The following is a 23753-nucleotide window of genomic DNA, read 5'->3' as shown; positions in this document are numbered from 1 at the left end:
CATTGCACCCCATAACAACTATCTAAGTAAAACTCCAATTTACCATAATGATAATTTATTTGTCAGAATGACAAAAACAAAAGCAGTATCAAAATGATAACCATAGGTAGAAAAAAGTCCTATCTAACTGTTATTTAAGGAATAAATAATGTTGGCACGCCTCATGCTCTTTGAAGACAAACATCACATTTAATTTGAGGTAAGAAAGAATGACGATACATGTAAAAAATAACATTCATTGGGTTGGTCAACGTGATTGGGAAGTTCAGGACTTTCACGGTACCGAATACAAAATAACAAAAGGCACCAGTTACAATAGTTACCTTATCCGCGAAGAGAAAACCGTATTGATCGATACTGTGGATCATCGGTTCAGTCAGCAATTTATTCAAAACCTAGAAATGGAAATCGACCTTAAGTCGATAGATTTCATTGTGATTAACCACGCAGAAGAAGACCATTCTGGGGCGTTGTCAGCGTTAATGGCGAAAATCCCAAATACCCCAATCTATTGTACCGAAGCGGCAATCGATTCGATTGTTGGTCACCACCATCATCCGGAATGGAATTTCAACACGGTAAAAACAGGTGACAAGATTGATATTGGTAACGGCAAGCAACTGGTCTTTGTGGAAGCGCCAATGCTTCACTGGCCAGACAGTATGATGACTTATCTGACAGGTGATGCCGTGTTATTTAGTAATGACGCATTTGGTCAGCATTACTGCGATGAACGTTTATTTAACGATGAAGTGGACCAAAACGAGTTAATGGAACAATGCTTACGTTACTACTCAAACATCCTGACACCATTCAGTAGCCTAGTGACTGCGAAAATTAAAGAGGTTCTGAGCTTCAATCTTCCTGTCGATATGATTGCGACGTCTCACGGCATTGTTTGGCGTGATAACCCGGTGCAAATCATTGATCAGTACCTGGAGTGGGCGGGTGACTATCAAGAAGATCGTATCACCATTTTCTACGATTCTATGTCGAATAATACGCGTATGATGGCGGATGCGATTGCACAGGGTATTCATGATGTGGACCCGGGTGTTGCAGTGAAAGTCTTTAATGTTTCTAAACATGATAAGAATGAAATACTGGCCAATGTATTCCGCTCAAAAGGTATTTTGGTTGGTTCTTCGACTATGAATAATGTGATGATGCCAAAAATTGCAGGCATGCTGGAAGAAATCACCGGTCTTCGCTTCAAAGCTAAGAAAGCCGCTGCTTTTGGCAGCTACGGTTGGAACGGTGGTGCAGTAGACCGTATTCATGCGCGTTTAACTGATGCAGGATTTGAAACCGCTGTGAGTCTGAAAGCCAAATGGCGACCAGATGGTAAGGCTATGCGCGAATGCCGTGAGCATGGTCAGAATATAGCTAAGTTATGGGCAAAGAAAACACTGTTAAATTCGGTTGTTGCGCCTGTCGTTGAACAGCCTCAAGTATTTCAACCGGTTGAACAAGTAGTACCAGACGCGGTAGTCAACGATCAGCCCGGCACTCAAAGCGCACAAGCACACTCTGCTGATTGCCAATGCATGGTATGTACTGTGTGTAACTGGGTATATGATCCTGCGAAAGGTGAGCCAAATCAAGACATTGAGCCAGGAACTGTTTGGAGTGACGTTCCGGACTATTTCCTGTGCCCGGAATGTCACTTGGGTAAAGACGTATTTGTTGAATACAAGGGTTAAGGAGACTGCGATGCAAGCACCAATCGTCATTATTGGTAGTGGTTTTGCTGCTTACCAGTTAGTTAAAACTGTGCGTCGAATGGACGCACATATCCCGATTCAAGTATTTACTGCCGATGACGGAGCGGAATACAACAAACCAGACTTGAGTCATGTGTTCAGTAAAAAACAAACAGCTCTTGATTTAGTCGTGAAATACGGTGAAGAGTTCGCCCAAGAGCAGAATATTGAGCTGTTTGCCAACACTTTAATCGAAAATGTGGATACACGGGCGCAGCAAGTGATGGCAAATGGTCGTTCTTATGAGTATTCAAAATTAGTGTTTGCGACAGGAGCAAAAGCGTTTGTACCCCCTATGTCGGGTAATGCAAGTAATGAAGTTATTACGCTGAATTCATTACAAGAGTATCAATTAGCACAAGTAAAACTTAGCAGCGCGAAACGCGTATTAGTTGTAGGAGGTGGTTTGATCGGTGTTGAGATTGCCATGGATCTGGCAAGTGCGGGTAAAGCAGTGACGGTTGTTGAACCAAACCCGCACCTGTTAGCTAATCTCATCCCCGAATTCATTGCGTTACCACTAGAAAATCAGCTTAAACAGCAAGGCATTCAACTGGCGCTGGGTAATAGTGTCGCCGAGTTGAACTGTTCAGAGAACTCGTACGTTGCTACATTGACTAGTGGTCAAGTGATTGAATCAGACGTAGTGATATCTGCTGCCGGCTTACGTACAAATACCCAGTTAGCTATAGAGTCGGGAATTGAAGTAAACAAGGGCATCGCTGTTGATGCTCATCTACAGACTTCAGTTGCCAATATTTACGCACTGGGCGATTGCGCTGAAATTCAGGGACGCCTGATGCCTTATCTTCAGCCGATCGTGTTAAGCGCCAATGTTCTGGGCAAGCAGCTATTAGGGCAAGATGCACAATTAGCACTTCCGCCTACGATGATAAAAGTGAAAACACCAAGTTATCCCATTCAGCTTGCGGGCAACTTTGACAATATTGTACTGTGGAATGTGCAGTTTTCTCAGTCTGGCATTGTGGCAAAAGCGGAAAATGAACGTAATCAAATGGCGGGTTTTATCGTAGCTGGCGAACAAATCACTCAAGCATTTTCACTGCTTCGTGAGTTGTCTCAAACGAAATAAAGCCCAGATGCTATAAGTATTAAACTGAATACGATTTAAATCAGAGAGGATATAACTATGTCACATCTACGTATTCCAAAAAATTGGACGATTCAACGCTCAACCCCTTTTTTCACTAAAGAGAATGTCCCTCAGGCACTACTTAATCATCACAATACAGCTAAAGGTGTATTTGGTCAGTTATGTGTGATGGAAGGTCAGGTGACTTACTACGGCTTTGCTGATGAAAACACCACTGAACCAGAAGCGGTCGTGGTTATTAACGCAGGACAATTTGCGACCAGCCCACCACAATATTGGCATCGAATTGAACTCAGTGATGATGCGCAGTTCAACATCAATTTCTGGTCAGAATCGAGTCAAAAACATCAACCCATGTATCACTCAAAATCTTAGTGATTATTGCCGGTTGAGCCTGACAACTAACATAACCCTATCTGTGTTTTGAAAATTACGACAACATGTTGATTACGCAATGTTGTGCTTGGAATCAGTCTCGCTCTGACAAAAACAGAGTGATTTATTTCTACTTTAGGAACAGAGCAATTTTGATCATTTAATTAATCGAATGTGTATAAGGAAAATGGCTAAAAGCATATTTATTCATTTTGAAAAATATGCTTTATCCTGTTCTAAAAGTTTGACACTGGTTGGCTGAATGATTTTTGGGAAAAAACTTGCTAAGAGAGCGGTTAGTCTCATGACCGCTCTCGCTTCCTCATCGCATCCACCTTCAGATATATGTTATCTAGAAAAACGCAAATAACGGGATAATAGCGGTTTATTAGATTGAGCCTACAAATCGCATTATTACATCAATCGAATTCCCTTCTAGCAGCATCAACTGCTAGCGAGTCCGCTATCTCATTCCCTCTGACACCAGAATGCGCTCTAACCTTTTTGACTTCGACATCCTTGTCTGCGCGAAGCGCATCGACTGTCTGCCACAGGCGACTATTCTTAATCTGCTTTTTATCTGCTCTACGCCAGCCTTTCTTTTTCCAGCTATCACACTGTTTAAAGGCTGTGAAGCCATCACAGAAAAGTAATACCACCATTCTTTTTTTTGTATCAATACACCAGTTTGAAGGTATATGTTATCTGTTAAAAAGCGACTTAACTCTTAAAGCAAGGCAAGCCCTGCGACAAGCGCCATTCTTTGACGATTCTAACGATATTCTCTGGCGTTCCATCTTCAGGATTCTCTGGGTAATAAATCAGATCAGAGCCGTCTGGATGTCCTGTCATTTCTTCGAAATGTAAAACTGCATCGATATGTTCTTGTTCAGTAGCGTAATCTTCAACACAAATTCTATTAACCAATTGAAAAAACTCTGATTGACTGTAATCTGAGATATCATCTTATGAGTACCTCTATTGTTTAAAAATAGATGTAAGAGTTAAATGCTAAGTCATAGTTAACTTGTTCCAAGTTGATAGTCGCATTGGGCGCTATAAAAACTCTCACCAATTATTGTCTCAATTGCCTTAACTTGATCAATCGAGATATCAAATCCACCGGCACCAGCTAAAAGAAACCGGAGATCATCGTCACTTAAATCTAGTACTTTTGAGACCTGATCAACATATGTACTTTGCACTTCGATTTCCGATACCAAAAGCTCACTTTTTTTGTCAAACGCTTCAACTACAACTTTCATTACTTTTCTACCTTTCGTGAAGGATCTGCATCCTTTGTCTGTTCCCCTGTAATATGGTCAAACTCACCTAAGTGTTTTCCATTTTTTGTATATACCTCGACTTTTCCATGCTGAGAGTCCCATTCGTATATACGCCCCTTCCTGTCTTTCCATCGCTCTCTTAGCTTGCCACCACCTTGCACTGCTGTTTTTTTCTTTGCTTTTATAGCATCTGGAAATGCAGGTAGTGGTGGATTGCCTCTAGGCGCAGGAATGTATTTAATATCACCACTAGGCTTATTAAATACTAAGTACAAGGGGGACACGCCAGAATCCGCGGGGAAAGTCACAATATACTCAGCAAGCTCTTCCTCGGGATAGAGCGCTGTACCTATCTCTTGTTCATGATCTTCAATCGGGCGCACCCAAATGTTGTGTACATCGAGCTCATCATTTTCGGGCAATACAGTATCAGGTGTTAGTACATCCGTTGAACCATCCGGTGTCCATGTAATGGTAATCCCATTCTCTAGCTCAGCAACAAAGTGCTGTCCTTGCTGCACAGCTTCACGCTTCGCAACTCGCTCACCATAGGCGCTACCGTCTCCCGTTTTGATGCCGACTACTTGCTGTTTACCATTCTCGTCCGTGTACATTTTGAAACGTACACGCATCGTCGTAGTGTCACCAGTCGCAAAATCTGGATTTCCGTCTAAGGTACCATCTGCAAGCTGAGACGGCCATAAAGCGGCCACTAGAAAGCCCCCCATTCGCGCAAAGCCTGCTAACGCTTCTCCTGAAATCGACCATGTGCCTATCGTATTTGTCGTACTGGAGCTAAGAATGCCAAGGTTCGTTGCTGCGCCATTTGCGGGGATCGCAAGGAGTGCCGTTTTACCATAATCGGTGGCTTTAGAAGCCGTGGTGATGGTGGTTAAGTTCGTGACGGGCAATTCTTTCTCAAACAGACTATCGCTGTTTATCGCCTTAAACTGGGTTCCTGAGATAAGCGAGTCAGAGTGATCATAATACGTGTTCGCCAAGCAGCTATAGGTGCAAGGGGAAAGCGGAGGTAAATCGGTCGCTTTTTCTGGCGTGCTCTGGTTTTCTTCGACGGCCTTAACGGTCAGCGTATCCCCGACTTTCAATGACATCGGGTCAGCGTTGTACTACGGATTCAAATCCAGTAATTGTTTCGCCGACAAGCCATATTGCTCTGCAATGGCTCCCCATGATTCTCGTTGGTTGGTTTTAGAATCCGTCCCAACAGTATGCGTTTCTGGTTTACTCTCTGCTTTCTCTGTGTCTGAGGGTTGAGTAGTTTGTCTTTCCGTGACAGGTTGGTTGGGCGCAGCAAGCAATTCGTTGATATCGAGCTTAATACCATGTTGAGCCAACCAGTCATCATTGAGGTTGTCGAGCTCTTCTCGGGCAATTTGCTGTTCAAGATAAATCAGATGTTGGTTTTCAACGTCTTTACCTTCGAGCTTCCAGTAGACCAGAATGGCACTTTGATAGATGTTGTAGCCTTGCTCATCATTGAGCTGCTCGTGAGTGGAACGTGTCGCATAGAAGGCCCACTTGCCATTGCCATTGCCAAGCAGCTTGTACTCTTGAACTAAACGGCCATTGTAAAAATGGTAGTAGTAGCCTACTGTTGGTAGCCCCAAACGCTCACCAATCTGCACTGAAGGGACAACTGGGATAAATGCCTCTCGCACTACACCAGAGCCTATTGGCTTCACCTGCACATTGTCGGGAACGCTAATACCCAAAGCATTGGAAGCCACTTTAGCGACTAATTTTTTCGGTTCATCAAAGGCGGTATGAGCCGTATATTTTGTACCGTGCTCGGTTGCCTCCGTCTGCCAGCGGCCAATCAGGGCTTCTTGTTGGGTTTTCGCCAGTTCAAACGCATACCCCACGCTTTTTCTAAACGTCTCATCCGAGCACGCCACTTCAAAGCAATATTCGTATTGCAGTTTTGGGGGTGCATCTGAGGTATCAGGTTTTACGGGCTCAGGAACATAGGTCTCTTCAATGTTAGGCGCATAGCCCGCGGCGCTTTGAGTGGGCGTAGCACTGCCAGCCGCACCGCCTGACATTCTCGTTCTGGACAGGTAGGCATTCTTCGCTTCTGGCGATAACGCCTCTTGCCCTTCCGCCGACAAGCTCCATGATTTGCTCATGCCATCTCGGAGCATCACAGGCTTAGAAGGGGAGTCCGTCAATAATGCTAACTCACCACTTTTCAACTTCTCCATAAAACTCGAATAGCTCATCCCCTGAGGGAGTGCTGAGCCTAACGCTCTTTCGTCCAGCCGACCAATGTCACCTTCAACCTGACCAAACTCATATGCCATCAGTTCGGTTAACCGTACCACTCGATAACCCACAGTTAAATCCATCCGCTACTTTCAATGGGTGTATTCTACCTAAGCTGCGGGAGTTGCAGGATTGATAACCATAAGTTCGGTCTACCAATTGCAGACATTGTGATTTTCACCCACTGGAACCAAACCTATTGATAATGACTTCATCATTAACCAACTTAGCCCAAACAAAAAATAGGGCATAGCTTGAGAGGAGTTACCCTCCCAAACTATGAATTCTTGTATTAGTCGGCTTCCGCCGCTTCAACCGCCAACAGGTCAGCTCTTTCATTCCCTTCAATGCCCGAATGTGCTTTGACCTTAAATACCTCGACATACTTCCTAGAACTCAATTCGTCCACTTGTTGCCAAAGCTGGCGGTTTTTAACCGGTTTCTTATCCGCTCGACGCCAGCCTCGGTCTTTCCAATCATCCATATGTTGAAACCTTTCACACAATAATCGCTGTCCGAATAGATAACGTCCCCATCTTCTGCGTATTCCAATGCTTCAATTAAGGCCAGTAGTTCCAGCTCAGCATTGTCGGTTTTTCGATTGATGCTAAAACTCTCTTCATGAACAATCTCATTGTCTTCATCCATAACCACCAGCCCGATACCACCTCGTGTACATCCGTGTTGGTTGTTTGGTGCAGCGCCGTCTACGTAAATTGAATAGCTCATTTTTTATCTCTCTCTAATTGTAAAAAGGGCGCATGACTTTGCTTAGCCAGCGCCCCGTTGCTGATGTGATTTGATGTTTGTGTTACTGAAAGGATTCTTGGTTGTCTCGCATGCTCAGACGCGATTCCATCCATTCCTCTATTTCGCTTTCGACCCAAGCTACCGCTCGTCCGCCGAGTGGGACACTCTTAGGGAAGTCGGTTTCATCTGCCATGAACTTGTAGATAGTTGAACGGCCTAGTCCTGTTAGTGACATAACTTCTTTAAGTCGTAGAAATCTCATGGGAATTGTCTCCTCTTGTATATACCCATGGGATAAGCCGCAACTGTAAAAAAATGCAGTCGGTCTATTCCAAGCTAGAGCCAAAGAAGTAACGCTCTTCTTTCCATGCTTCAGCAAGGTTGCTCATCCGTTTAAAGACACTGTTCTTTATGTTAGTGTCAGTGCTCTTACAGCGTGTACCCAGGCTATAGTTCCCTCGGTCATTCAGTTGGACCATGGAGCGCTCATTACCTTGGTAGTGCTTTTTAATCGCTTCTCCCCAAGCTGTTTTCAGATGCCCCACAATTTCATTACTTTTCTCCATGTAAATGGCATCACCAAAATTCTGCTTATAATCAGTAAACAAAACCACTCGATATTGGTGCGAACGGTTATCCTCTCGCTTACGCCACACGTAGTGCAACGAATCGGCGTTCAGCTTCTCTTTCAGGATTTCAAAGTAATCGTTCAGGATGCAAAACTTTGCATCTTGATGATCTTTAGGCAGATATAAGTCAAAACGTGTAACGAGAGCGACTTCAAACTGACTGAGAGCCAGTTCAAAGACATCAACCATCGAAGTCAGTGCTGACTCGTACAACCCCTTGTCGCTGTAATACAGAGGGTAATCTTCAAAAGTTCTATCAAGGGTAATACTTGGGAGGTGGGTTCTATTCGCCATGAGTAATGCCTTTTGTGTGTGAATGACATAGGCATTACTCGCGCTGTATTTTTTAAGGTGAGTAGCGACAGCAACCAAAACTCATACTGCGATTATCGGCGTCTTTGGTGATGGTTAGGTGATTAGGCGCTTCTGAGCGACTGTGGACTACATTGAGTTGATTAAGCATTCTAGTTCCTATGGTTTGCTGTTCATCCCACAGGGACTGTGGCCGTTACTTTTAAGCTGACTAACTGCTAGTGCCAAAGTTTCTCGCGTTTCCCTGGTAAACCTTTGAGTAAGGTTTAGCGAAATAGCAAACTCTTTTGAATAACTCATTCTTCGAGCTCTGAACATCAGATGAGTTAAGATTCAAGTAGTACACACCATTCTTGCAGAAATGGACTAGTGCAGGTTTATCCTGTTTGATAGCACTGCACCAAGATTGCTTCATTAGAGCAGCTAGACACCCTTCTGATGCACCTACGTCACCGAGTCGATGATAGATGTCTTTATTCAGGAATAGTGCAACGTGGTAGTGATACTGCTTAGAGGTATTCTTCTCTTTGGCCCATACGTAACTGGTCTTGTTACTTAAGCTCCTTCCCCAGCTTTTCTCTTTGCGTTTGATATCCACATCCAGTTTGGCATTTAGAGATTTGAAGAATCGAGTAATGACCTTTGAATCTGCATCATCGAAATCTTCGGGTAAGTGTAGGTCTATCCGAAATACGGATAGCCTAGAGTGATACTTCAAAGCTTTCTCTATCAATTGAGAAATCTTGTAGAGGTAAAACTTACGGTAGAAGAATCGTTGCTTTCGTTTTGTTGGTTGAGGTAGGTCGTAGTTGTTGAATTTGTCTTCAGATGTGTCTGGTGATTCATGGTGTTATCCCTATGTGTGTGTCTCATACACACAGGGAGTAACGTTAATTTTAATAGTTGGTAGTTATGTATATTACCTATACCAACACGCTTCATATCAGTGTGATTAGATAACAGCGTCACAAACCACACCTCCACCAATCATTTCCCTTTTTTATCGTTACTAACCTGTATTTTCTCATTCAATTAGAGTGTCATTCGAACAACTTGAACACTCGAACTTTATGCCGCTAGTAAAAACAGGTAAAATCAGTAGAAAAAAGAGCTACGTCATGTGTTTAATACAAGCTATTGCTAGAAACAACGAATGACACAAACAAAAATACAGGAACTTTTTTACTACATAAATCAATCATAAAGCACTCAATATAGACATAGTGAAAGATACTCTATTTCATCACTTATTCGTACGGAAAAACATCGTGAGCAAGAAGAGCATATACGAAGAAAAATTAGCTGAGAGAGGACTCTTTCGAGTCAATAACGTGCGGTATTTGAAGTACTACCTGTTCTTTATTTCTCAAAACACCGACATCTCATACAGCGTAGAGAGCGAAGATAAAGAAGAGTTACAACGAAAGATCAACATGGCAATTAACAACGTCCATACGGGTATTGATAGCCAGATAGAAGAGATGAACGAGCAAGCAATAAAGCACTTATTGCCCAACCGTTCCTTTCGTTGGGTCGAAAAAAATGAAGATAGAATGGTCTACTTCGTCTGGTCAATGCTGAGGTTTGTTTCAACAAGAACCTACGAGTTAGATGATCAAAAGCGAGCTTTTAGTTACGAATTTTCTGTACGTTACTGCTTACGGCACTTAGATGATGAAGAAAGAAACCCATACCATATTTCAGGATTAAATAAGTTACCGCTCAACAGTGCTGAAGCGTTGGAACTTGTCTATGACTTTTTTGACCAATGGGATGCAAAAGCCTCTGCGAAAGAAAAGCTCATGGGCATTTTAAAAGAGAAATGGCGCTACATAAGTCATCACTTGAATCCAAACTACAGTTGGATAGAACCCAAAAATAAAGCACAAAACATATGGATTTATAACTACATCAAATCCAAGCTGGAGTTTCTACCGCACTTGATACAACCAGTGTCAGCAGCACAGTATTACAATAGCAACATTGCCATACTCGACACTTTGTTTACATGTCACCAAGATGAAATACTGAACCCAAATAGACGGAGAAATAAAAGGAAAAGTTCATCGAGTACTGAAGATTCATCTCGTAACGAAGAACGGTACATAACCAGTAATGACGTAATGTATAAGATGATGAAGGCTTGGAAACAAAAGCGGTTTCGAGAAAAAACCGGACGCACATCAGCTAAATCTAAACCACGCGATACACAATCCGAACAGACACCTCTCCATGACGAACGGTTAATCTGATCGTAAAGCAAAGACTAAATTAGGTAAGTTAGGCCATCTTAGCTGAAGGTAACGGGTGGACGTTCGCTTCCATTAGCGATTGCAACTTGTTACCCCATGCTTCCAGAACCTTCAATTGCTCATCGATATAATCATGATGGTTATAGACTCTGAGCATGCCTGGGAGCTGGTGGCCGACTGTCTTTTCAATCGCTACGATATCTAACCCCATTTCACTACAACGACTGATAAAGGTACGGCGCAAGTCGTGAGGTGAAAAGCGTTCAAAATCAGTAGGTAGATTACGTTTGATCAATGCCCGTACTGCCGCAGGTTCTTGCACTTTATCGACCGTTAGCTGAGGCCATACCAACTTCCACTTACTTGGCACACTGTCACGCTGCTCTTTTAGAAGTGCAAGCAAGTAGCCACTTAAAGGTACTTTACGTGCGTCTTGGCTTTTAGTGTGCCGCTCTTCTGAGCTGGCTGGTAATAGCCAAATTCCCTCATCAAAATCTAACTCACTCCAACGCATTTCCAGTACGGCACTAATACGCTGTCCACAACCAAGTAAGAACTGCATTAAACGGATGTTCGAGGGATCTGTACGCCATGACGGCATACTCGTTAACAGAATCTTTAACTCTGAAAAGCTTAAATTACGTTTTGTGACTTTAGAGCCGCCACCAACGTCTTTTGCTTTCAGTTGGGGGGCTGGATGAGTATCGAGCATATTTAGCGCTAGGGCATGGTTAATCACTTGGTTGATGATTTTATGGCAAACTCCAATGGCCCCCGCCATACGCTTACCGTCTTTATCAACCTTAGCATCAAAGACCCTATTGAGGTCATATATGCTTAAATCTGCCAATTTGATGCTACCGAGAATCGGCTTGATATCTCGATAGTAAATGGTCCTCGACTGGTCACCACGAAGCTGTTTTGAAAGACGTTTTTCATCGAAACTAATAAACGCATCGTCAAAGGTCTTCGCCTCATCTTGTGCTCGTTTCTCGATATCCAACTCAACCTTTGGGTTCTTACCATTCTCCAGCCAACTACGATAACGACCCGCTTCCTTTCGCGCCTGATCCAATGTCATCCCGCGCTCTGGTTTGATCTTAATGTATCGACCCATAGAGATTTTTTCGTGTTTCTTCCCTACTTGAAAACGAAAGATCCAAGTCATTGTGCCTGTTGGACGAACTCGAATGTTCAATCCTTCGACCTTCTTATCGGGGATCGAGTATTCCTTATCCTGTGGCTTCAATGCTTGCAACGTTGCATTGGTACTGATTCGTTTCGTCATCGTTGGAAAACCTCTGCATTTCTGGGTACGGCTCTGGGTACGGCGTGGGGTACGGCAAGCGTCGAGTTTCTATTGTACGGCTTTGGACTTCACCGGACAACACGATCACAAAAAACAAATAAAATCAGGTGGTTAACTTTAAAAAATATAACTCTATAGACTTTGGCGGATTAAAGATTCGATTTACCCACCACATGGAAGCGGGTGTGATGCTAGAGCGTAAATAATCTTACGCGATAAAGATAAAAAAACGAGCCAAATGGCTCGTTTTTGTTTTTACTCTTCTTTACGGCCGATGTAACCCATTCGATGGCCGATCCATAGCAGCAATAATAATGCGATGACAATGGAGAAGAAGTTCGACCCGGCTTCGGGATATTGCGCTTTAAGAAACGCCGAGTGCCCAAATGCCCCAACAAAGAAACACGCCAATCCCACCAGAGGGATATCTTCAGACACCGGATGGCGCAGATACTCTTGATACAGCGCTTGTACAGAAAGCACGAGAGCAATAACTGGAAAAATGGAAAACGAAACTTCACTCATTGTTAACCATGACAATAGTGCATCGCCACACATCCCTGCAATCAAAGCCAGCAATAGCGTCTTTTTCTCTGACCCCTGCTCGATTTGAATATTTTCATTCGACATTAATCTAATCCACCTTTTATTATTCGAGTTTGATGACGTTCACGTTCCTTTCGGTACCAATGTGCCCCTTTGGCCACCATTCGCAATTGAATAATCAACCTTTCTGCTAACGCATCTCGTTCACAACTCTCTAAATCCAATACTTCGGCTCCAGAACTGAAAACCAAGGTCACTGAAGCTTCCGCCTGAGCATATGCTTCTTCTCGTGTGACCCCTGTCGTGATCAAATATTCACTTAATTCTGCAACAAAATGTTGAATTTCACGCGCGACAGCAGCACGGAAGTCCGCTGATGTGCCTGAGCGTTCACGTAGTAACAGACGAAAGACGTTGGGGCTGCTTTCAATAAACTCCATAAACGTTTCCACTGAAGTTCGAATTACACTGCCTTCTTTAACGATACGTTGCCGAGCTTGACGCATGAGTTGACGCAGCAGCAAACCGCCTTCATCAACCATGGTTAAGCCTAGCTCATCCATATCTTTAAAATGGCGATAAAACGACGTTGGGGCGATCCCCGCTTCTCGAGCGACTTCGCGTAGGCTTAAATTTGAAAAGCTTCGATCAGCACTCAGCTGGCTAAAAGCGGCATCAATCAGCGAACGGCGAGTTTTTTCTTTCTGTTGAGCACGGATTCCCATGGAGTTTATTCATTGTTGTCTTTGGATTTATTGCTAATATACCGCGATTCCTTGCCAGACATAAGCGTAAAACCGTCAGCATCTAATCCGACTCTCAATTAAATCGAGTTTGCGCACTTTTTCAATCTTCCCGACGCGCGGTCAATAATAATCGTCGCAATTTTTCAACTTCGCTACAAACTCCGTGATCCCCCCCACTCTCTGCTATGCAATTCATTTACCACTACAGCATATGAGTTAAAATCTCGCTAAAGCAATGTTACAGCATATAACAAGGATTAGATTATGGCGCAGACCAACCACTTTGATGTCATCGTTATCGGTAGTGGTCCTGGCGGTGAAGGGGCCGCAATGGGATTAACCAAGGCCGGGCTCAATGTTGCGGTGATCGAAAAAGAAAGCAGTATCGGTGGTGGTTGTACCCACTGGGGGACGATCCCCTCCAAATCCCTGCGCCATGCAGTCAGCCGCATCATTGAATTTAATAGCAACCCACTGTTTAGCCGTAATCAACCCAATGTTCATGCCACCTTTTCTGATATTTTAGGTCATGCTAAGTCGGTTATCGACAAACAAACTCGGCTTCGCCAAGGTTTTTATGATCGCAACCACTGCAGCTTGATTTTCGGCACCGCACAATTTACAGACAACAATACCGTTTCGGTCACGAAAGCGGATAACACCATTGAGCACTATACGGCGAATAAGTTTGTTATCGCGACAGGCTCACGCCCCTATCACCCTGCGGATGTCGATTTCGCTCATGACCGTATCTACGACAGTGACTCCATCCTCAATCTAAAACACGACCCTCGACACATTATTATTTATGGTGCGGGTGTGATTGGCTGTGAGTATGCCTCTATCTTCCGTGGCTTAGGTGTCAAAACGGATCTGATCAACACCCGTGATCGTTTGCTGTCTTTCCTTGATAACGAAGTCTCAGACGCGCTTTCCTATCACTTCTGGAACAATGGGGTGGTGATTCGTAATGATGAAACTTACGAAAAAGTCGAAGGTACTGATGATGGCGTGATTGTGCATTTGCAATCGGGTAAGAAAATGAAAGCCGATTGCTTGCTCTACGCCAATGGACGCACCGGTAATACCGATAAGCTCAATTTAGAAGCGGTGGGATTAGCTTCTGACTCGCGCGGACAAGTCAAAGTCAACACCAACTATCAAACCGAAGTCGACCATATTTATGCGATCGGCGATGTGATTGGCTATCCAAGCCTTGCCAGCGCCGCTTACGACCAAGGGCGCTTTGTCGCTCAGGCAATTACTCAAGGCGAAGCACAAGGTTACTTGATTGAAGATATTCCAACGGGCATTTATACCATTCCTGAAATCAGCTCGGTCGGAAAAACAGAGCAAGAGCTGACCGCGGCCAAAGTGCCTTATGAAGTGGGTCGATCATCATTTAAACATCTCGCAAGAGCGCAAATTGCCGGCAAAGATGTCGGCAGCTTAAAAATCCTCTTCCACCGAGAAACCAAAGAGATTTTAGGTATCCATTGTTTTGGTGAACGCGCGGCAGAAATTATTCACATTGGCCAGGCCATTATGGAGCAGAAAGGTACTGCCAATACCATCGAGTACTTCGTGAATACCACCTTCAATTACCCCACCATGGCGGAAGCCTACCGTGTCGCAGCTTTAAACGGCTTGAACCGATTATTTTAATGCAGACAACGCTCATCAAAAAGCCGCTCATATGAGCGGCTTTTCGTTTGCCTATTCGAGAAGTTACAAAAACGTCTGCTGCCGCCACTGACGGCCGAAGATCCACGCTAAACTCACTCCGCGCATCGCCATAAAGGTCAACATTGCCGCCCATAAAGCATGATTACCCCATGCCGAGAACAGCCAAAATACAAGAAAAAAACTGCTGGTCGCGACCACCATACCATTACGCATCTCGCTCCCCTTCGTGGCCCCAATAAATACACCATCAAGCAAAAAACACCACATCGAAATAAGCGGCATCGCAATTAACCAAGGAAGATAAACGTTAGCTTGCTGTTGAACAGCTGGGATATCAGTAATCATCGCAATCAATTGAGCTCCCCACACGCCAAATACTAGGGTTAGTAGCAAACAGATCACGATACCCCAAAAGCTCGTCCCCACCATCGATGCACTTAGCTCAGTGCGATCTTTGGCACCAACCGCCTTACCCACCAGCGCTTCCATTGCATAAGCAAAACCATCCATCCCGTAGGAAATGATCATTAAAAAGCTCATAAGCACCGCATTAGCGGCAACGACTTGATCACCAAAGCTCGCCCCTTGAAACGTCATAAAACTGAAGGCGGCTTGTAAGCACAATGAGCGTAAGAAAATATCGCGGTTGAGTTTAATAAAGCGTCCAATGCCTGAGCCAACTTGAGCCAGTAATTCAGTCCACTTCACCAGCGACTGACTTTGCCAAGTTCGGTACACACACCACAAGGCAAAACTCATCGCGGTGTAGTCGGAAATCACCGATGCGAGTGCGGCGCCTTGTACTTTCCAATCTAATCCAATGACAAACCATACATCTAAAACGATGTTGGTAACGTTGGAGATAATGACCATCCACATCGGCGCACGGCTATTTTGAGTGCCCAGTAACCACCCTAGCAGGACAAAATTACTCAGCGCCGCCGGAGCACTCCAGGCACGAATAGCAAAATATTGCTGACCGTAAAACTTTACGTCTTGGCTGGCATCACTCCAAGAAAAGACCCAGTCAGATAACCAAGGTTTGAGCAGCAAAAATAGAGCAGCGAACGCCAATGCCATCGTCAGCCCCTGAACCAGTATTAGAGCAAGTTGATGAGGATTTTTTGCCCCATAAGCTTGTGCGGTTAATCCGGTAGTCGACATTCGAAGAAAACCAAGTAACCAAAAAGTCACACTCAGCATGGTGCTCCCTAAAGCAACACCACCTAAGTAATAGGCATGCTCCAAATGACCAATGACCGCCGCATCCACCAAGCCCAATAGCGGAACGGTAATATTGGACAGCACCATAGGAATGGCCAGCAGCAGCACACTTTTGTGCATCGCACGATCGGACAGGATTTTAAAGATTTGCACGGACACACTCTTGCGGAGAAAAACAACCCGAGAGTGTACCGTGATCACCAGCGAAGCTGAACCAAAACTGGGGTTAAACGATGTTTTAGGTAGGGGAAACGCTTAAGGCAACGTTGCCAAAACTTCCAACGCTGGCACTGACGTTCTAATGGTGAGAAAGTTTGACTCCAACGTACCCAAGGCAAGGAATTCACCAGGGCTTCAGAAGGTTGACTGAAGCCATGAGCATAAGATTCAGAGCCTAACTTTTGCCCCCAGCGCGATACGGTTAAGTCACCCGCGACCACTAAACAAGCACACGCATTTTCAAACTGACGACCTAATGTCTGAACAAATTGTGCAACTTGAGGCGCACAACAATCAAGCAATGCATACTCGCAAACAATAAGCAGCGGGGTATTATCAGGAACCGTGACTGAGGTCATCCACTCAAGCTCTTCCACACTTCCCGACATATGCTTGTAACGCTCACTGCGATGAAACAGTTTTTGACGCCACAACAAATTCTCAGTGACGTCTAACTCTATCCAATGACAACGTCCATTATCGACACGATAAAAGCGCGTATCGAGTCCGGCACCGACGTTAATCACCCAGGCATCAGGGTGACGATGGATAAATTCCGTGATCTTTTCGTCGCACAAGCGCGTCAGTGTCATGTGCAGTAATTGCGATTGATCGACATCACCAGACAAACACTCAGGAGCAAGGTGACAACGCTGACAAGCGCTAGCAGCAATCGGATCATAAATCAGACCATTGTCGACCAAGCTTTCGCGGCTACGCAGCCACATTGGCTTGAGTAAATTGGCTGGGATTTGGTAACGGTGAGAGTGAGAACTCTGAGAAGTGACCATTATCATCTTCCTCCATCGAATATGGATAGATGATAATGGTTATCGTTTAAACTGGCAAGTTATTGAGAATTAGTATCAACAACTTTTTTGACTTACATCCAGTCTGTGTTGCGAATGATGCCAACTGCCAACCCTTCAATTTCCATGTGCTGGCTGGTCAGGTCGACTTTAATCGGCGCAAATTCTTCGTTTTCAGCATGCAATAAAATCATTGCCCCTTTGCGCTCTAAACGTTTTACCGTTACGTCATCATCCACCCGGGCAACCACAACTTGGCCATCGCGTACATCTTGGGTTTTATGCACAGCCAGTAAGTCACCATCCATAATACCGATGTCTTTCATACTCTCACCTTGTACGCGGAGAAGAAAATCAGCTTGTGGCTTGAACATCGCGGGATCCACCTGATAGTGCGTCTCGACATGTTCTTGAGCCAAAATCGGCTCACCGGCTGCAACTTGACCAATCAAAGGCAGACCGGACTCTTCGTTGGCTGCGCTATCAAGCAGTACACGAATGCCGCGTGATGCGCCGGGAATAATCTCAATTACTTGTTTTCTAGCCAGCGCTTTAAGATGCTCTTCCGCTGCATTCGCGGAACGGAAACCAAGCTCTCTCGCGATTTCTGCACGAGTGGGTGGCATACCGGTTTCATCAATTTTACTTTTGATCAGGTCGAACACTTGTTGCTGGCGGGGCGTTAAAGGCTTCATAGTTTACCTGTCTTTTTATACAGTCAACTGTGAGTATATCCAGTAATTCGGGAATTGCAACGCCAATTGGTTGTTTTTTGGCATGTTATAAGTTTAAAGCGTAACGCCGAATGCTCAGCTCACCCTTGGAACCAAAGCCGTTACCACTCAAAGGTTCAATTTTGACATAGATAAGCTTAGAGAGAATTCAGTAACTTAGCGTCGCTTGTCGTGAAATGGTACAAATTTGCTGACTTCCTCCACAAATAAGAGGTAAAAGGTTGGACCTGTTTCTGGTATTCTTGCTCGCTTAAAATGTCGGCTTGAGACTTTGTCTTTGGGAGCTGAACACTCTCCCCCCACTCACTCAAGCATCTTAACCAAATTTTGAGGCTAAAAAGCTTTATGTCTTCAGGACACGCATTTTCTCGCTCGCTATTGAAACAACCTGTTTCGCTGTTAGTGAAGGGCACCACCATTCCATCGAATCCAATTGAAGATCATCAAGTCGATGTCAGTAAACCGATTGTTTACGCCATGCCTTTCCGTTCTAACGTCGATCTTCTTGCCTTACAGCAACAGGTGATCAAGCTGGGGCTACCCGATCCGCTTACGCCATTGGAAATCAACGGTAAACAATATCCACGCTACGTGTTTACATCCTCTCGTCCAACCGTCGTTGGTAATGATAACGATGTTCCCGTGGAGTCCATTCATCAATTTTCCGAGCTGCTCGAACTGCATAAGTTTGACCCTGAGCTCGACATCCAAATGATGCCAGCCACGGTATTGTGGGGGCGTAAACCAGGTAAAGAGTCTGAACAAAAACCATATCTCAAACCGCTCAACGGCCCACAAAAGGCTAAAGCTGTATTGTTTTCTGGGCGTGATTGTTTAGTTCGCTTGAGTTCTGTGGTCTCTTTACGCTACATGGCAGATTCTCACGGCACCGACCACGCCATCGCTCACAAACTGGCGCGTGTTGCACGTATCCACTTTTCACGTCAAAAACTTGCGGCATCAGGGCCAAATTTACCAAGCCGCCAAGCGCTGTTTAATCGCCTGATTAAATCCAAAGCGATTGAAAAGGTGATTGCTGATGAAGCCAAAGCGCGCAATGTCGATATCAGTAAAGTAACGAAAGAAGCGCATGACATCATGGATGAAATCGCCGCTGATTTTTCTTACTCACTGGTGAAAAAAGGTGACCGTATACTAGGCTGGCTGTGGAACCGTATCTATCACGGCTTGCACATCAACAATGCCACAGCAGTTCGTAAACTGGCTCAGGACGGTCACGAAATCGTCTATGTACCTTGTCATCGCAGCCATATGGATTACTTGCTGCTTTCTTATGTTCTGTATCATGAAGGCATGGTGCCGCCGCATATTGCCGCAGGCATTAACTTGAACTTCTTCCCAGCAGGGCCGATTTTCCGCCGCGGTGGGGCGTTCTTTATTCGTCGTAGCTTCAAAGGCAATAAGCTGTACTCAACCATCTTTCGTGAATACCTCGCTGAGCTATTTGCTAAAGGGTATTCCGTCGAATACTTCAGTGAAGGCGGTCGTTCACGAACCGGGCGTCTACTGAATGCCAAAACGGGCATGTTAGCCATGACCATCCAAGCAATGTTGCGTGGCTTGAACCGCCCTGTAACGTTGGTACCGGTGTACATTGGCTATGAACATGTTATGGAAGTCAGCACCTACGCCAAGGAATTACGGGGTAAACGTAAAGAGAAAGAGAACGCAGGCCTAGTCCTGCGCACGATACGTAAACTGCGCAACTTTGGTTTAGGTTATGTGAACTTTGGCGAGCCAATTCCACTCAACCATTACCTTAATGAGCATGCGCCTCAATGGACGCAAGATATCGACCCAATGGGGGCAAGCAAACCGCAATGGTTAACACCAGTCGTCAATGGGCTAGCAAACAAAATGATGACGCACATTAACGATGCAGCGGCAGCCAATGCGTTAACTCTATGTGCAACGGCACTATTGGCATCACGTCAACGTGCTTTGTCTCGTGATAGCTTAATTAGACAGATTGATAGCTACTTATCGCTATTGCGCAACGTCCCTTATTCCTCGACCTATACGGTGCCAGATCAAAGTGCCCAAGAACTGGTCGATCACGCGATTTCCTTGGATAAATTCGTGGTGGAATCTGACGTGATGGGTGACATTATTTCGCTTGATCGCAATCAGTCGATTTTGATGACCTATTATCGTAATAACATTATTCATCTGTTTGCGATCCCATCGCTTATTGCCCAGATCCTCATTCGCGAGCAATCGACAACGCTGGAAAATATTCAACAATGTGTAGCGAAGTTGTTCCCATTCTTCAAACAAGAGCTATTTTTAGGGCTCGATGAAACTCAACTCAATGAAACGGTTGAAGCGTACCTTGAAGAGTTGGCGTTGCAAGGCATTATTGCCATTGATGCTGAGCATGTTTCAATTAACCAATCAAATACTCAAGTGTTGATGCTGCTTGGCCGTACAATCTCAGAAACATTGCAGCGCTATGCGATTACTCTCAACCTGCTGGCTTCAAGTGCCGAAGTAGGAAAAGCTGACTTAGAAAAAGTAAGCCAAGATATCGCCCAGCGTCTAGGACGCTTGCATGGTATCAATGCGCCAGAGTTCTTTGATAAAGGTGTTTTCTCATCAATGTTTACCACATTGAAACAGCAAGGCTATCTCGATAGTGATGGCCAGGTCGATCAAGAGAAAAGCCGTCACTTTGCTGAGCTGCTCTATAGCTTGCTTGACTCACAAATTCGTCTGACGATTCAAGAAAGTATTTGCCGCGCCAACAGCAATGAACAGGATGTCGACCAAGTGTAGTTTCGAGAGAACCCACAATACAAAAAGGCGTCCATTAGGACGCCTTTTTCATTTACGATGGCCAATTTACCAGAAAGCCAAAAGTAGCCCACCCGCTATCGCCATGCCAACATAGTTGTTATTGAGAAAAGCTTGAAAACACAGATTGCGTTCACGATGACGAATGAGATGCTGTTGAAAGACAAACAGCGCACCTGCAATCAATAAACACCAATAGTAGCTAGCACCGAGTTGATAAAAGTAACCTAGTGCCATCAGCATCAATAAGGTGATCAACTGTAAGGCACCAATGATCATTTTGTCATAGCGGCCAAATAGGATCGCTGTCGACTTGATCCCGATCTTTAAATCATCATCGCGATCAACCATGGCATATTGCGTATCATAAGCAATGGTCCAGATTGCATTAATAATGAACACAAACCAGACCACCGCAGGCACTTCATTCGCTTGCGCAGCCCACGCCATAGGGATCGACCAGCTAAAAGCGAGCCCTAAGAAAAGTTGAGGCAAATGAGTATACCGCTTCATAAACGGATAGATAAATGCCAAAACAATCCCAGCAAAGGAGAGCTTGATTGTCAGCGGGTTCATGGTTAATACCAACAAAAATGACACAATGCCTAACACCAGAAATAAACTGAAGGCTTCTTTACTGGTGACAAGCCCAGCAGGTAAAGGGCGCTGATTGGTTCGTTTGACAAAACCATCCACTTTGCGATCAGCAAAATCGTTAATCACACATCCGGCGGCTCGCATCAGCACAACACCAGCAACAAACACCAGCAATACTTTGATATCTGGCATTCCCTGAGCTGCCAAAATTAACGCCCACAACGTCGGCCAAAGTAACAAAAGAGTCCCGATCGGTCGGTTCATTCGGGTTAACTGCCAATACGCTTTTGCTTTTTCCGCTATCATTGTGATGGGTTCTCCTTGGTATAAATTGGCGCCTCAGGCAGGAAAAGCTCTGCCACCAGCATAGGTTTGTGGTTCATCCATAAACGTGAGCGACGGGCAAGTAAGCGACCATGGGATGTTTCGCCCCATCCCACTTGCAACGCATCGCGTCTAACATTATCGGCTTTAAACACGGTTAAGCCGAGAGGGGTCTCACCTTGCTGCGTTAAATCAACGCCTTGTTCCACAAGTGAAGATTGAGGAATTAATGTACGACCTAACACCCAGGTTTGGTCATCGCCTTGCAACACAACATTTCTTAATAAACACGCTTCTTCACTGAGCAAATCGCGCTCGTGTTCAAGCAGTTGAGACTTAGGAATGAATTGGTTTTGCAGCAACTTGACCGACAAGTGCTGGCACTGTTTGGCTAATAATCGTGATAAAGAGCCATTTTCCAACATCCATTCCTGAGCAATTGATGAAGGAAAGTTAAACTTATCAGGTAATTGCCAATCAATAGTTCGTAAGGCTTGAAGATAATGAGTTATTGATTGATTCATACTATTATTCAATTAGTGGCTTTATCACTTAAGCTAAAGTGTCGCAGTTTGGTTTTAGCACTACACCAATGGTTGGTGCATTAGGATGCTTATCTAGTGCGCTATTGTAACAAGACTCGAGTAATTCGAATATCGCGAATAGAAGAAAGAAAAGACAGAAATATGCTGAAACGCTACCTAGCCCAAATAATGATCATCGTCAGTACCTGTATCGCGTTCCCTTCGATAGCGTCAGAAGAAGGGCAAGATAAACTGGCTTACTTTACCCTTGAACCTGATTTAACCACTAATTTCTACACCAAAGGCAAACAGCTCGGTTATATTCAGGTACGGATTGACATTATGGTCGCACGCGAGGCAGATCTTGCTCTTATCGAGCAGCATCAACCTTTAATCCGTGATGCCATAGTCGAGTTACTCGGTAAGCAGAGTGAAGACACGATAAAATCGCTTGCTGGACGTGAAGACCTCAGGAAAAACCTTGTTGAACACCTCAACAATATTTTGTTGCCTGAAGTGGGTCGAACCATTATTGCCGATTTACTGTTTACCAAGTACTTATATCAGTAATCGCTCTTAGAGTGGGGAGTTTGCTCTCCCTATTCTCCTGATTTCCTCTAAGCATTTCGCCAACGTTCGGCATCAACCAGCCCTAGCACCACACCCGCGATCAGCCCCACTAAATGAGCAGTATTCGCGATCGCCATGTAAGGTTGTACAAAACCAAGAACTAACCACACCAGCATAAAGGCAATCAATGTTCTAGGCATCACTAAACCAACATTGGGAGCCCGGACACCAAGCATCCAAACGTACCCGACCAAACCGTAGACTACACCAGACAATCCGCCGAAGTTAGCGCCTTCCACCCAGTACTGTCCAGCCCCAGATAAGGCGGAAGAAACTAGAAAGACTTTTATAAGGCTAAGCGAACCCAACTTCTTCTCGACGTCCCCGCCAAATTGCCACCACCACAGTAAGTTGAAGATAATGTGTAGAGCAGAAAAGTGCAGCAGGGCATGAGTCACCCAGCGCCATAGTTGCCATTTTTGCCATTCAAATGCTGGGAAATGCAATAGGTCGAAAATGACGTTGCCGCCGCCAATCAGGCTAGCCCCAAAAATCGCAGCACACACGAGCATAATCAACAGCGTAAACGGACCTGCTTTGGATTTGACCATCCCCAGCATGCTCGGTGAACCATAGCTGAACTTCGCTTTACGCGATTCCGCCATGCTCCATGATGCTTCTTGATAGCGAGGGTGAGTCGGGTCATTAAGAAATTGGCGAAGTTCAGCTTCGACCTCAACCTGATGCTCTGCCTCTTTTAACCATAATGAAAACTCACCGCTTCCTTCAGCCAGCATCTGAATGTCAATCTGGCGCGAGGCCATGTAATCAATAAAAGCTTGCCCCATTCGAGGGTTATTGAGAGCGATCAGTCTAATCATAATGGT

The 23753-nt window shown here is 44.7% G+C and carries 20 protein-coding genes and 4 pseudogenes; 7 read left to right on the top strand and 17 right to left on the bottom strand.

Annotated features, from left to right (window positions below; all coding sequences use genetic code 11):
* The first annotated feature begins 209 nt into the window (after window positions 1-209).
* The 3 genes from norV to ACFFUV_RS21280 are packed head-to-tail and all read left to right on the top strand — an operon-like array spanning window position 210 to window position 3252.
* Window positions 210-1703, top strand: coding sequence for an anaerobic nitric oxide reductase flavorubredoxin (gene norV / locus ACFFUV_RS21290; RefSeq protein WP_390197216.1), 1494 nt, complete (start codon window positions 210-212; stop codon window positions 1701-1703).
* A gap of 10 nt (window positions 1704-1713) precedes the next feature.
* Window positions 1714-2856: an NADH:flavorubredoxin reductase NorW gene (gene norW / locus ACFFUV_RS21285; RefSeq protein WP_390197214.1), complete on the top strand. Its 1143-nt coding sequence runs from the start codon at window positions 1714-1716 to the stop codon at window positions 2854-2856.
* A gap of 57 nt (window positions 2857-2913) precedes the next feature.
* Window positions 2914-3252, top strand: coding sequence for a TehB family protein (locus tag ACFFUV_RS21280; RefSeq protein ID WP_123016460.1), 339 nt, complete (start codon window positions 2914-2916; stop codon window positions 3250-3252).
* Between the two features lie 419 nt (window positions 3253-3671).
* Here ACFFUV_RS21280 and ACFFUV_RS21275 read toward each other — a convergent pair.
* The 8 genes and pseudogenes from ACFFUV_RS21275 to ACFFUV_RS21240 form a co-directional block, all read right to left on the bottom strand.
* Window positions 3672-3866, bottom strand: a pseudogene (locus ACFFUV_RS21275) (RNase H family protein); the annotation flags it as partial.
* Between the two features lie 106 nt (window positions 3867-3972).
* Window positions 3973-4212 (bottom strand): bacteriocin immunity protein, encoded by a 240-nt coding sequence (locus tag ACFFUV_RS21270; protein WP_390197269.1) that lies wholly within the window; start codon window positions 4210-4212, stop codon window positions 3973-3975.
* Window positions 4213-4274: 62 nt separating this feature from the next.
* Window positions 4275-4517, bottom strand: a complete 243-nt coding sequence (locus ACFFUV_RS21265) for a DUF7683 domain-containing protein (protein WP_019827560.1) — start codon at window positions 4515-4517, stop codon at window positions 4275-4277.
* Window positions 4517-6904, bottom strand: a pseudogene (locus ACFFUV_RS21260) (T6SS effector antibacterial DNase). Before ACFFUV_RS21260 ends, ACFFUV_RS21265 begins: the two are co-directional and overlap by 1 nt.
* A 209-nt stretch (window positions 6905-7113) precedes the next feature.
* Window positions 7114-7550 (bottom strand): annotated as a pseudogene (locus ACFFUV_RS21255) (RNase H family protein).
* Window positions 7551-7632: 82 nt separating this feature from the next.
* Complete coding sequence (locus ACFFUV_RS21250; RefSeq protein ID WP_001211744.1) at window positions 7633-7833, bottom strand: AlpA family transcriptional regulator; 201 nt, start codon at window positions 7831-7833, stop codon at window positions 7633-7635.
* Between the two features lie 64 nt (window positions 7834-7897).
* Window positions 7898-8494 carry a YagK/YfjJ domain-containing protein gene (locus ACFFUV_RS21245; RefSeq protein ID WP_390197209.1) on the bottom strand — a complete coding sequence of 199 codons (597 nt, stop codon included), beginning with the start codon at window positions 8492-8494 and terminating at the stop codon, window positions 7898-7900.
* 229 nt (window positions 8495-8723) lie between these two features.
* A pseudogene (locus tag ACFFUV_RS21240) lies at window positions 8724-9358 on the bottom strand (inovirus Gp2 family protein).
* A 422-nt stretch (window positions 9359-9780) separates the two neighbouring features.
* Between ACFFUV_RS21240 and ACFFUV_RS21235 the strand changes: the two are divergent.
* Window positions 9781-10764, top strand: a complete 984-nt coding sequence (locus tag ACFFUV_RS21235) for a hypothetical protein (protein WP_230855340.1) — start codon at window positions 9781-9783, stop codon at window positions 10762-10764.
* A gap of 28 nt (window positions 10765-10792) precedes the next feature.
* Here ACFFUV_RS21235 and ACFFUV_RS21230 read toward each other — a convergent pair whose 3' ends face one another.
* The 3 genes from ACFFUV_RS21230 to fabR all read right to left on the bottom strand — a co-directional run bounded on the left by ACFFUV_RS21230 (window position 10793) and on the right by fabR (window position 13344).
* Complete coding sequence (locus ACFFUV_RS21230; RefSeq protein ID WP_390197206.1) at window positions 10793-12052, bottom strand: tyrosine-type recombinase/integrase; 1260 nt, start codon at window positions 12050-12052, stop codon at window positions 10793-10795.
* Window positions 12053-12328: 276 nt separating this feature from the next.
* Window positions 12329-12703 (bottom strand): YijD family membrane protein, encoded by a 375-nt coding sequence (locus tag ACFFUV_RS21225; RefSeq protein WP_390197204.1) that lies wholly within the window; start codon window positions 12701-12703, stop codon window positions 12329-12331.
* Window positions 12703-13344: an HTH-type transcriptional repressor FabR gene (fabR, locus tag ACFFUV_RS21220; protein ID WP_390197201.1), complete on the bottom strand. Its 642-nt coding sequence runs from the start codon at window positions 13342-13344 to the stop codon at window positions 12703-12705. Before fabR ends, ACFFUV_RS21225 begins: the two co-directional genes overlap by 1 nt.
* 285 nt (window positions 13345-13629) lie before the next feature.
* Here fabR and sthA point away from each other — a divergent pair, with 285 nt between their 5' ends.
* On the top strand, window positions 13630-15030 hold the full coding sequence (gene sthA / locus ACFFUV_RS21215; protein WP_390197199.1) for a Si-specific NAD(P)(+) transhydrogenase: 1401 nt from the start codon (window positions 13630-13632) through the stop codon (window positions 15028-15030).
* 63 nt (window positions 15031-15093) lie between these two features.
* Here sthA and dinF read toward each other — a convergent pair whose 3' ends face one another.
* The 3 genes from dinF to lexA form a co-directional block, all read right to left on the bottom strand.
* Window positions 15094-16428, bottom strand: a complete 1335-nt coding sequence (gene dinF, locus ACFFUV_RS21210) for an MATE family efflux transporter DinF (protein WP_390197196.1) — start codon at window positions 16426-16428, stop codon at window positions 15094-15096.
* Between the two features lie 44 nt (window positions 16429-16472).
* Window positions 16473-17291: a class I SAM-dependent methyltransferase gene (locus ACFFUV_RS21205; RefSeq protein ID WP_390197194.1), complete on the bottom strand. Its 819-nt coding sequence runs from the start codon at window positions 17289-17291 to the stop codon at window positions 16473-16475.
* A gap of 86 nt (window positions 17292-17377) precedes the next feature.
* Window positions 17378-17998 (bottom strand): transcriptional repressor LexA, encoded by a 621-nt coding sequence (gene lexA, locus ACFFUV_RS21200; RefSeq protein ID WP_390197192.1) that lies wholly within the window; start codon window positions 17996-17998, stop codon window positions 17378-17380.
* A gap of 384 nt (window positions 17999-18382) precedes the next feature.
* Here lexA and plsB point away from each other — a divergent pair, with 384 nt between their 5' ends.
* Window positions 18383-20833 (top strand): glycerol-3-phosphate 1-O-acyltransferase PlsB, encoded by a 2451-nt coding sequence (gene plsB, locus ACFFUV_RS21195; protein WP_390197189.1) that lies wholly within the window; start codon window positions 18383-18385, stop codon window positions 20831-20833.
* Window positions 20834-20899: 66 nt separating this feature from the next.
* Here plsB and ubiA read toward each other — a convergent pair whose 3' ends face one another.
* Both ubiA and ACFFUV_RS21185 read right to left on the bottom strand, forming a co-directional pair.
* Window positions 20900-21754: a 4-hydroxybenzoate octaprenyltransferase gene (gene ubiA, locus ACFFUV_RS21190; protein ID WP_390197186.1), complete on the bottom strand. Its 855-nt coding sequence runs from the start codon at window positions 21752-21754 to the stop codon at window positions 20900-20902.
* Window positions 21751-22308 (bottom strand): chorismate lyase, encoded by a 558-nt coding sequence (locus tag ACFFUV_RS21185; protein WP_390197184.1) that lies wholly within the window; start codon window positions 22306-22308, stop codon window positions 21751-21753. The genes ubiA and ACFFUV_RS21185 overlap by 4 nt, the downstream gene beginning before the upstream one ends.
* 150 nt (window positions 22309-22458) lie before the next feature.
* Here ACFFUV_RS21185 and ACFFUV_RS21180 point away from each other — a divergent pair, with 150 nt between their 5' ends.
* Entirely contained in the window at window positions 22459-22866 is a 408-nt protein-coding gene (locus ACFFUV_RS21180; RefSeq protein ID WP_390197181.1) for a flagellar basal body-associated protein FliL, read from the top strand.
* A 47-nt stretch (window positions 22867-22913) separates the two neighbouring features.
* Here ACFFUV_RS21180 and glpG read toward each other — a convergent pair whose 3' ends face one another.
* Window positions 22914-23747 (bottom strand): rhomboid family intramembrane serine protease GlpG, encoded by an 834-nt coding sequence (glpG, locus tag ACFFUV_RS21175; RefSeq protein ID WP_390197178.1) that lies wholly within the window; start codon window positions 23745-23747, stop codon window positions 22914-22916.
* Between the last annotated feature and the right edge of the window lie 6 nt (window positions 23748-23753).

Origin of the sequence: Vibrio olivae, assembly GCF_042428525.1 — a bacterium.
Lineage (GTDB): Bacteria > Pseudomonadota > Gammaproteobacteria > Enterobacterales > Vibrionaceae > Vibrio > Vibrio olivae.
Note: the sequence above shows the minus strand (reverse complement) of the source record. Positions and strands in the feature narration are given on the sequence as shown.

What these genes read in the sequence shown, in the direction of transcription:
- norV (WP_390197216.1), top strand. Translation starts at nt 210, where the DNA reads ATGACGATACATGTAAAAAATAACATTCATTGGGTTGGTCAACGTGAT.
- norW (WP_390197214.1), top strand. Translation starts at nt 1,714, where the DNA reads ATGCAAGCACCAATCGTCATTATTGGTAGTGGTTTTGCTGCTTACCAG.
- ACFFUV_RS21280 (WP_123016460.1), top strand. Translation starts at nt 2,914, where the DNA reads ATGTCACATCTACGTATTCCAAAAAATTGGACGATTCAACGCTCAACC.
- ACFFUV_RS21265 (WP_019827560.1), bottom strand. Translation starts at nt 4,517, where the DNA reads ATGAAAGTTGTAGTTGAAGCGTTTGACAAAAAAAGTGAGCTTTTGGTA.
- ACFFUV_RS21250 (WP_001211744.1), bottom strand. Translation starts at nt 7,833, where the DNA reads ATGAGATTTCTACGACTTAAAGAAGTTATGTCACTAACAGGACTAGGC.
- ACFFUV_RS21245 (WP_390197209.1), bottom strand. Translation starts at nt 8,494, where the DNA reads ATGGCGAATAGAACCCACCTCCCAAGTATTACCCTTGATAGAACTTTT.
- ACFFUV_RS21230 (WP_390197206.1), bottom strand. Translation starts at nt 12,052, where the DNA reads ATGACGAAACGAATCAGTACCAATGCAACGTTGCAAGCATTGAAGCCA.
- ACFFUV_RS21225 (WP_390197204.1), bottom strand. Translation starts at nt 12,703, where the DNA reads ATGTCGAATGAAAATATTCAAATCGAGCAGGGGTCAGAGAAAAAGACG.
- fabR (WP_390197201.1), bottom strand. Translation starts at nt 13,344, where the DNA reads ATGGGAATCCGTGCTCAACAGAAAGAAAAAACTCGCCGTTCGCTGATT.
- sthA (WP_390197199.1), top strand. Translation starts at nt 13,630, where the DNA reads ATGGCGCAGACCAACCACTTTGATGTCATCGTTATCGGTAGTGGTCCT.
- ACFFUV_RS21205 (WP_390197194.1), bottom strand. Translation starts at nt 17,291, where the DNA reads ATGATAATGGTCACTTCTCAGAGTTCTCACTCTCACCGTTACCAAATC.
- lexA (WP_390197192.1), bottom strand. Translation starts at nt 17,998, where the DNA reads ATGAAGCCTTTAACGCCCCGCCAGCAACAAGTGTTCGACCTGATCAAA.
- plsB (WP_390197189.1), top strand. Translation starts at nt 18,383, where the DNA reads ATGTCTTCAGGACACGCATTTTCTCGCTCGCTATTGAAACAACCTGTT.
- ubiA (WP_390197186.1), bottom strand. Translation starts at nt 21,754, where the DNA reads ATGATAGCGGAAAAAGCAAAAGCGTATTGGCAGTTAACCCGAATGAAC.
- ACFFUV_RS21180 (WP_390197181.1), top strand. Translation starts at nt 22,459, where the DNA reads ATGCTGAAACGCTACCTAGCCCAAATAATGATCATCGTCAGTACCTGT.
- glpG (WP_390197178.1), bottom strand. Translation starts at nt 23,747, where the DNA reads ATGATTAGACTGATCGCTCTCAATAACCCTCGAATGGGGCAAGCTTTT.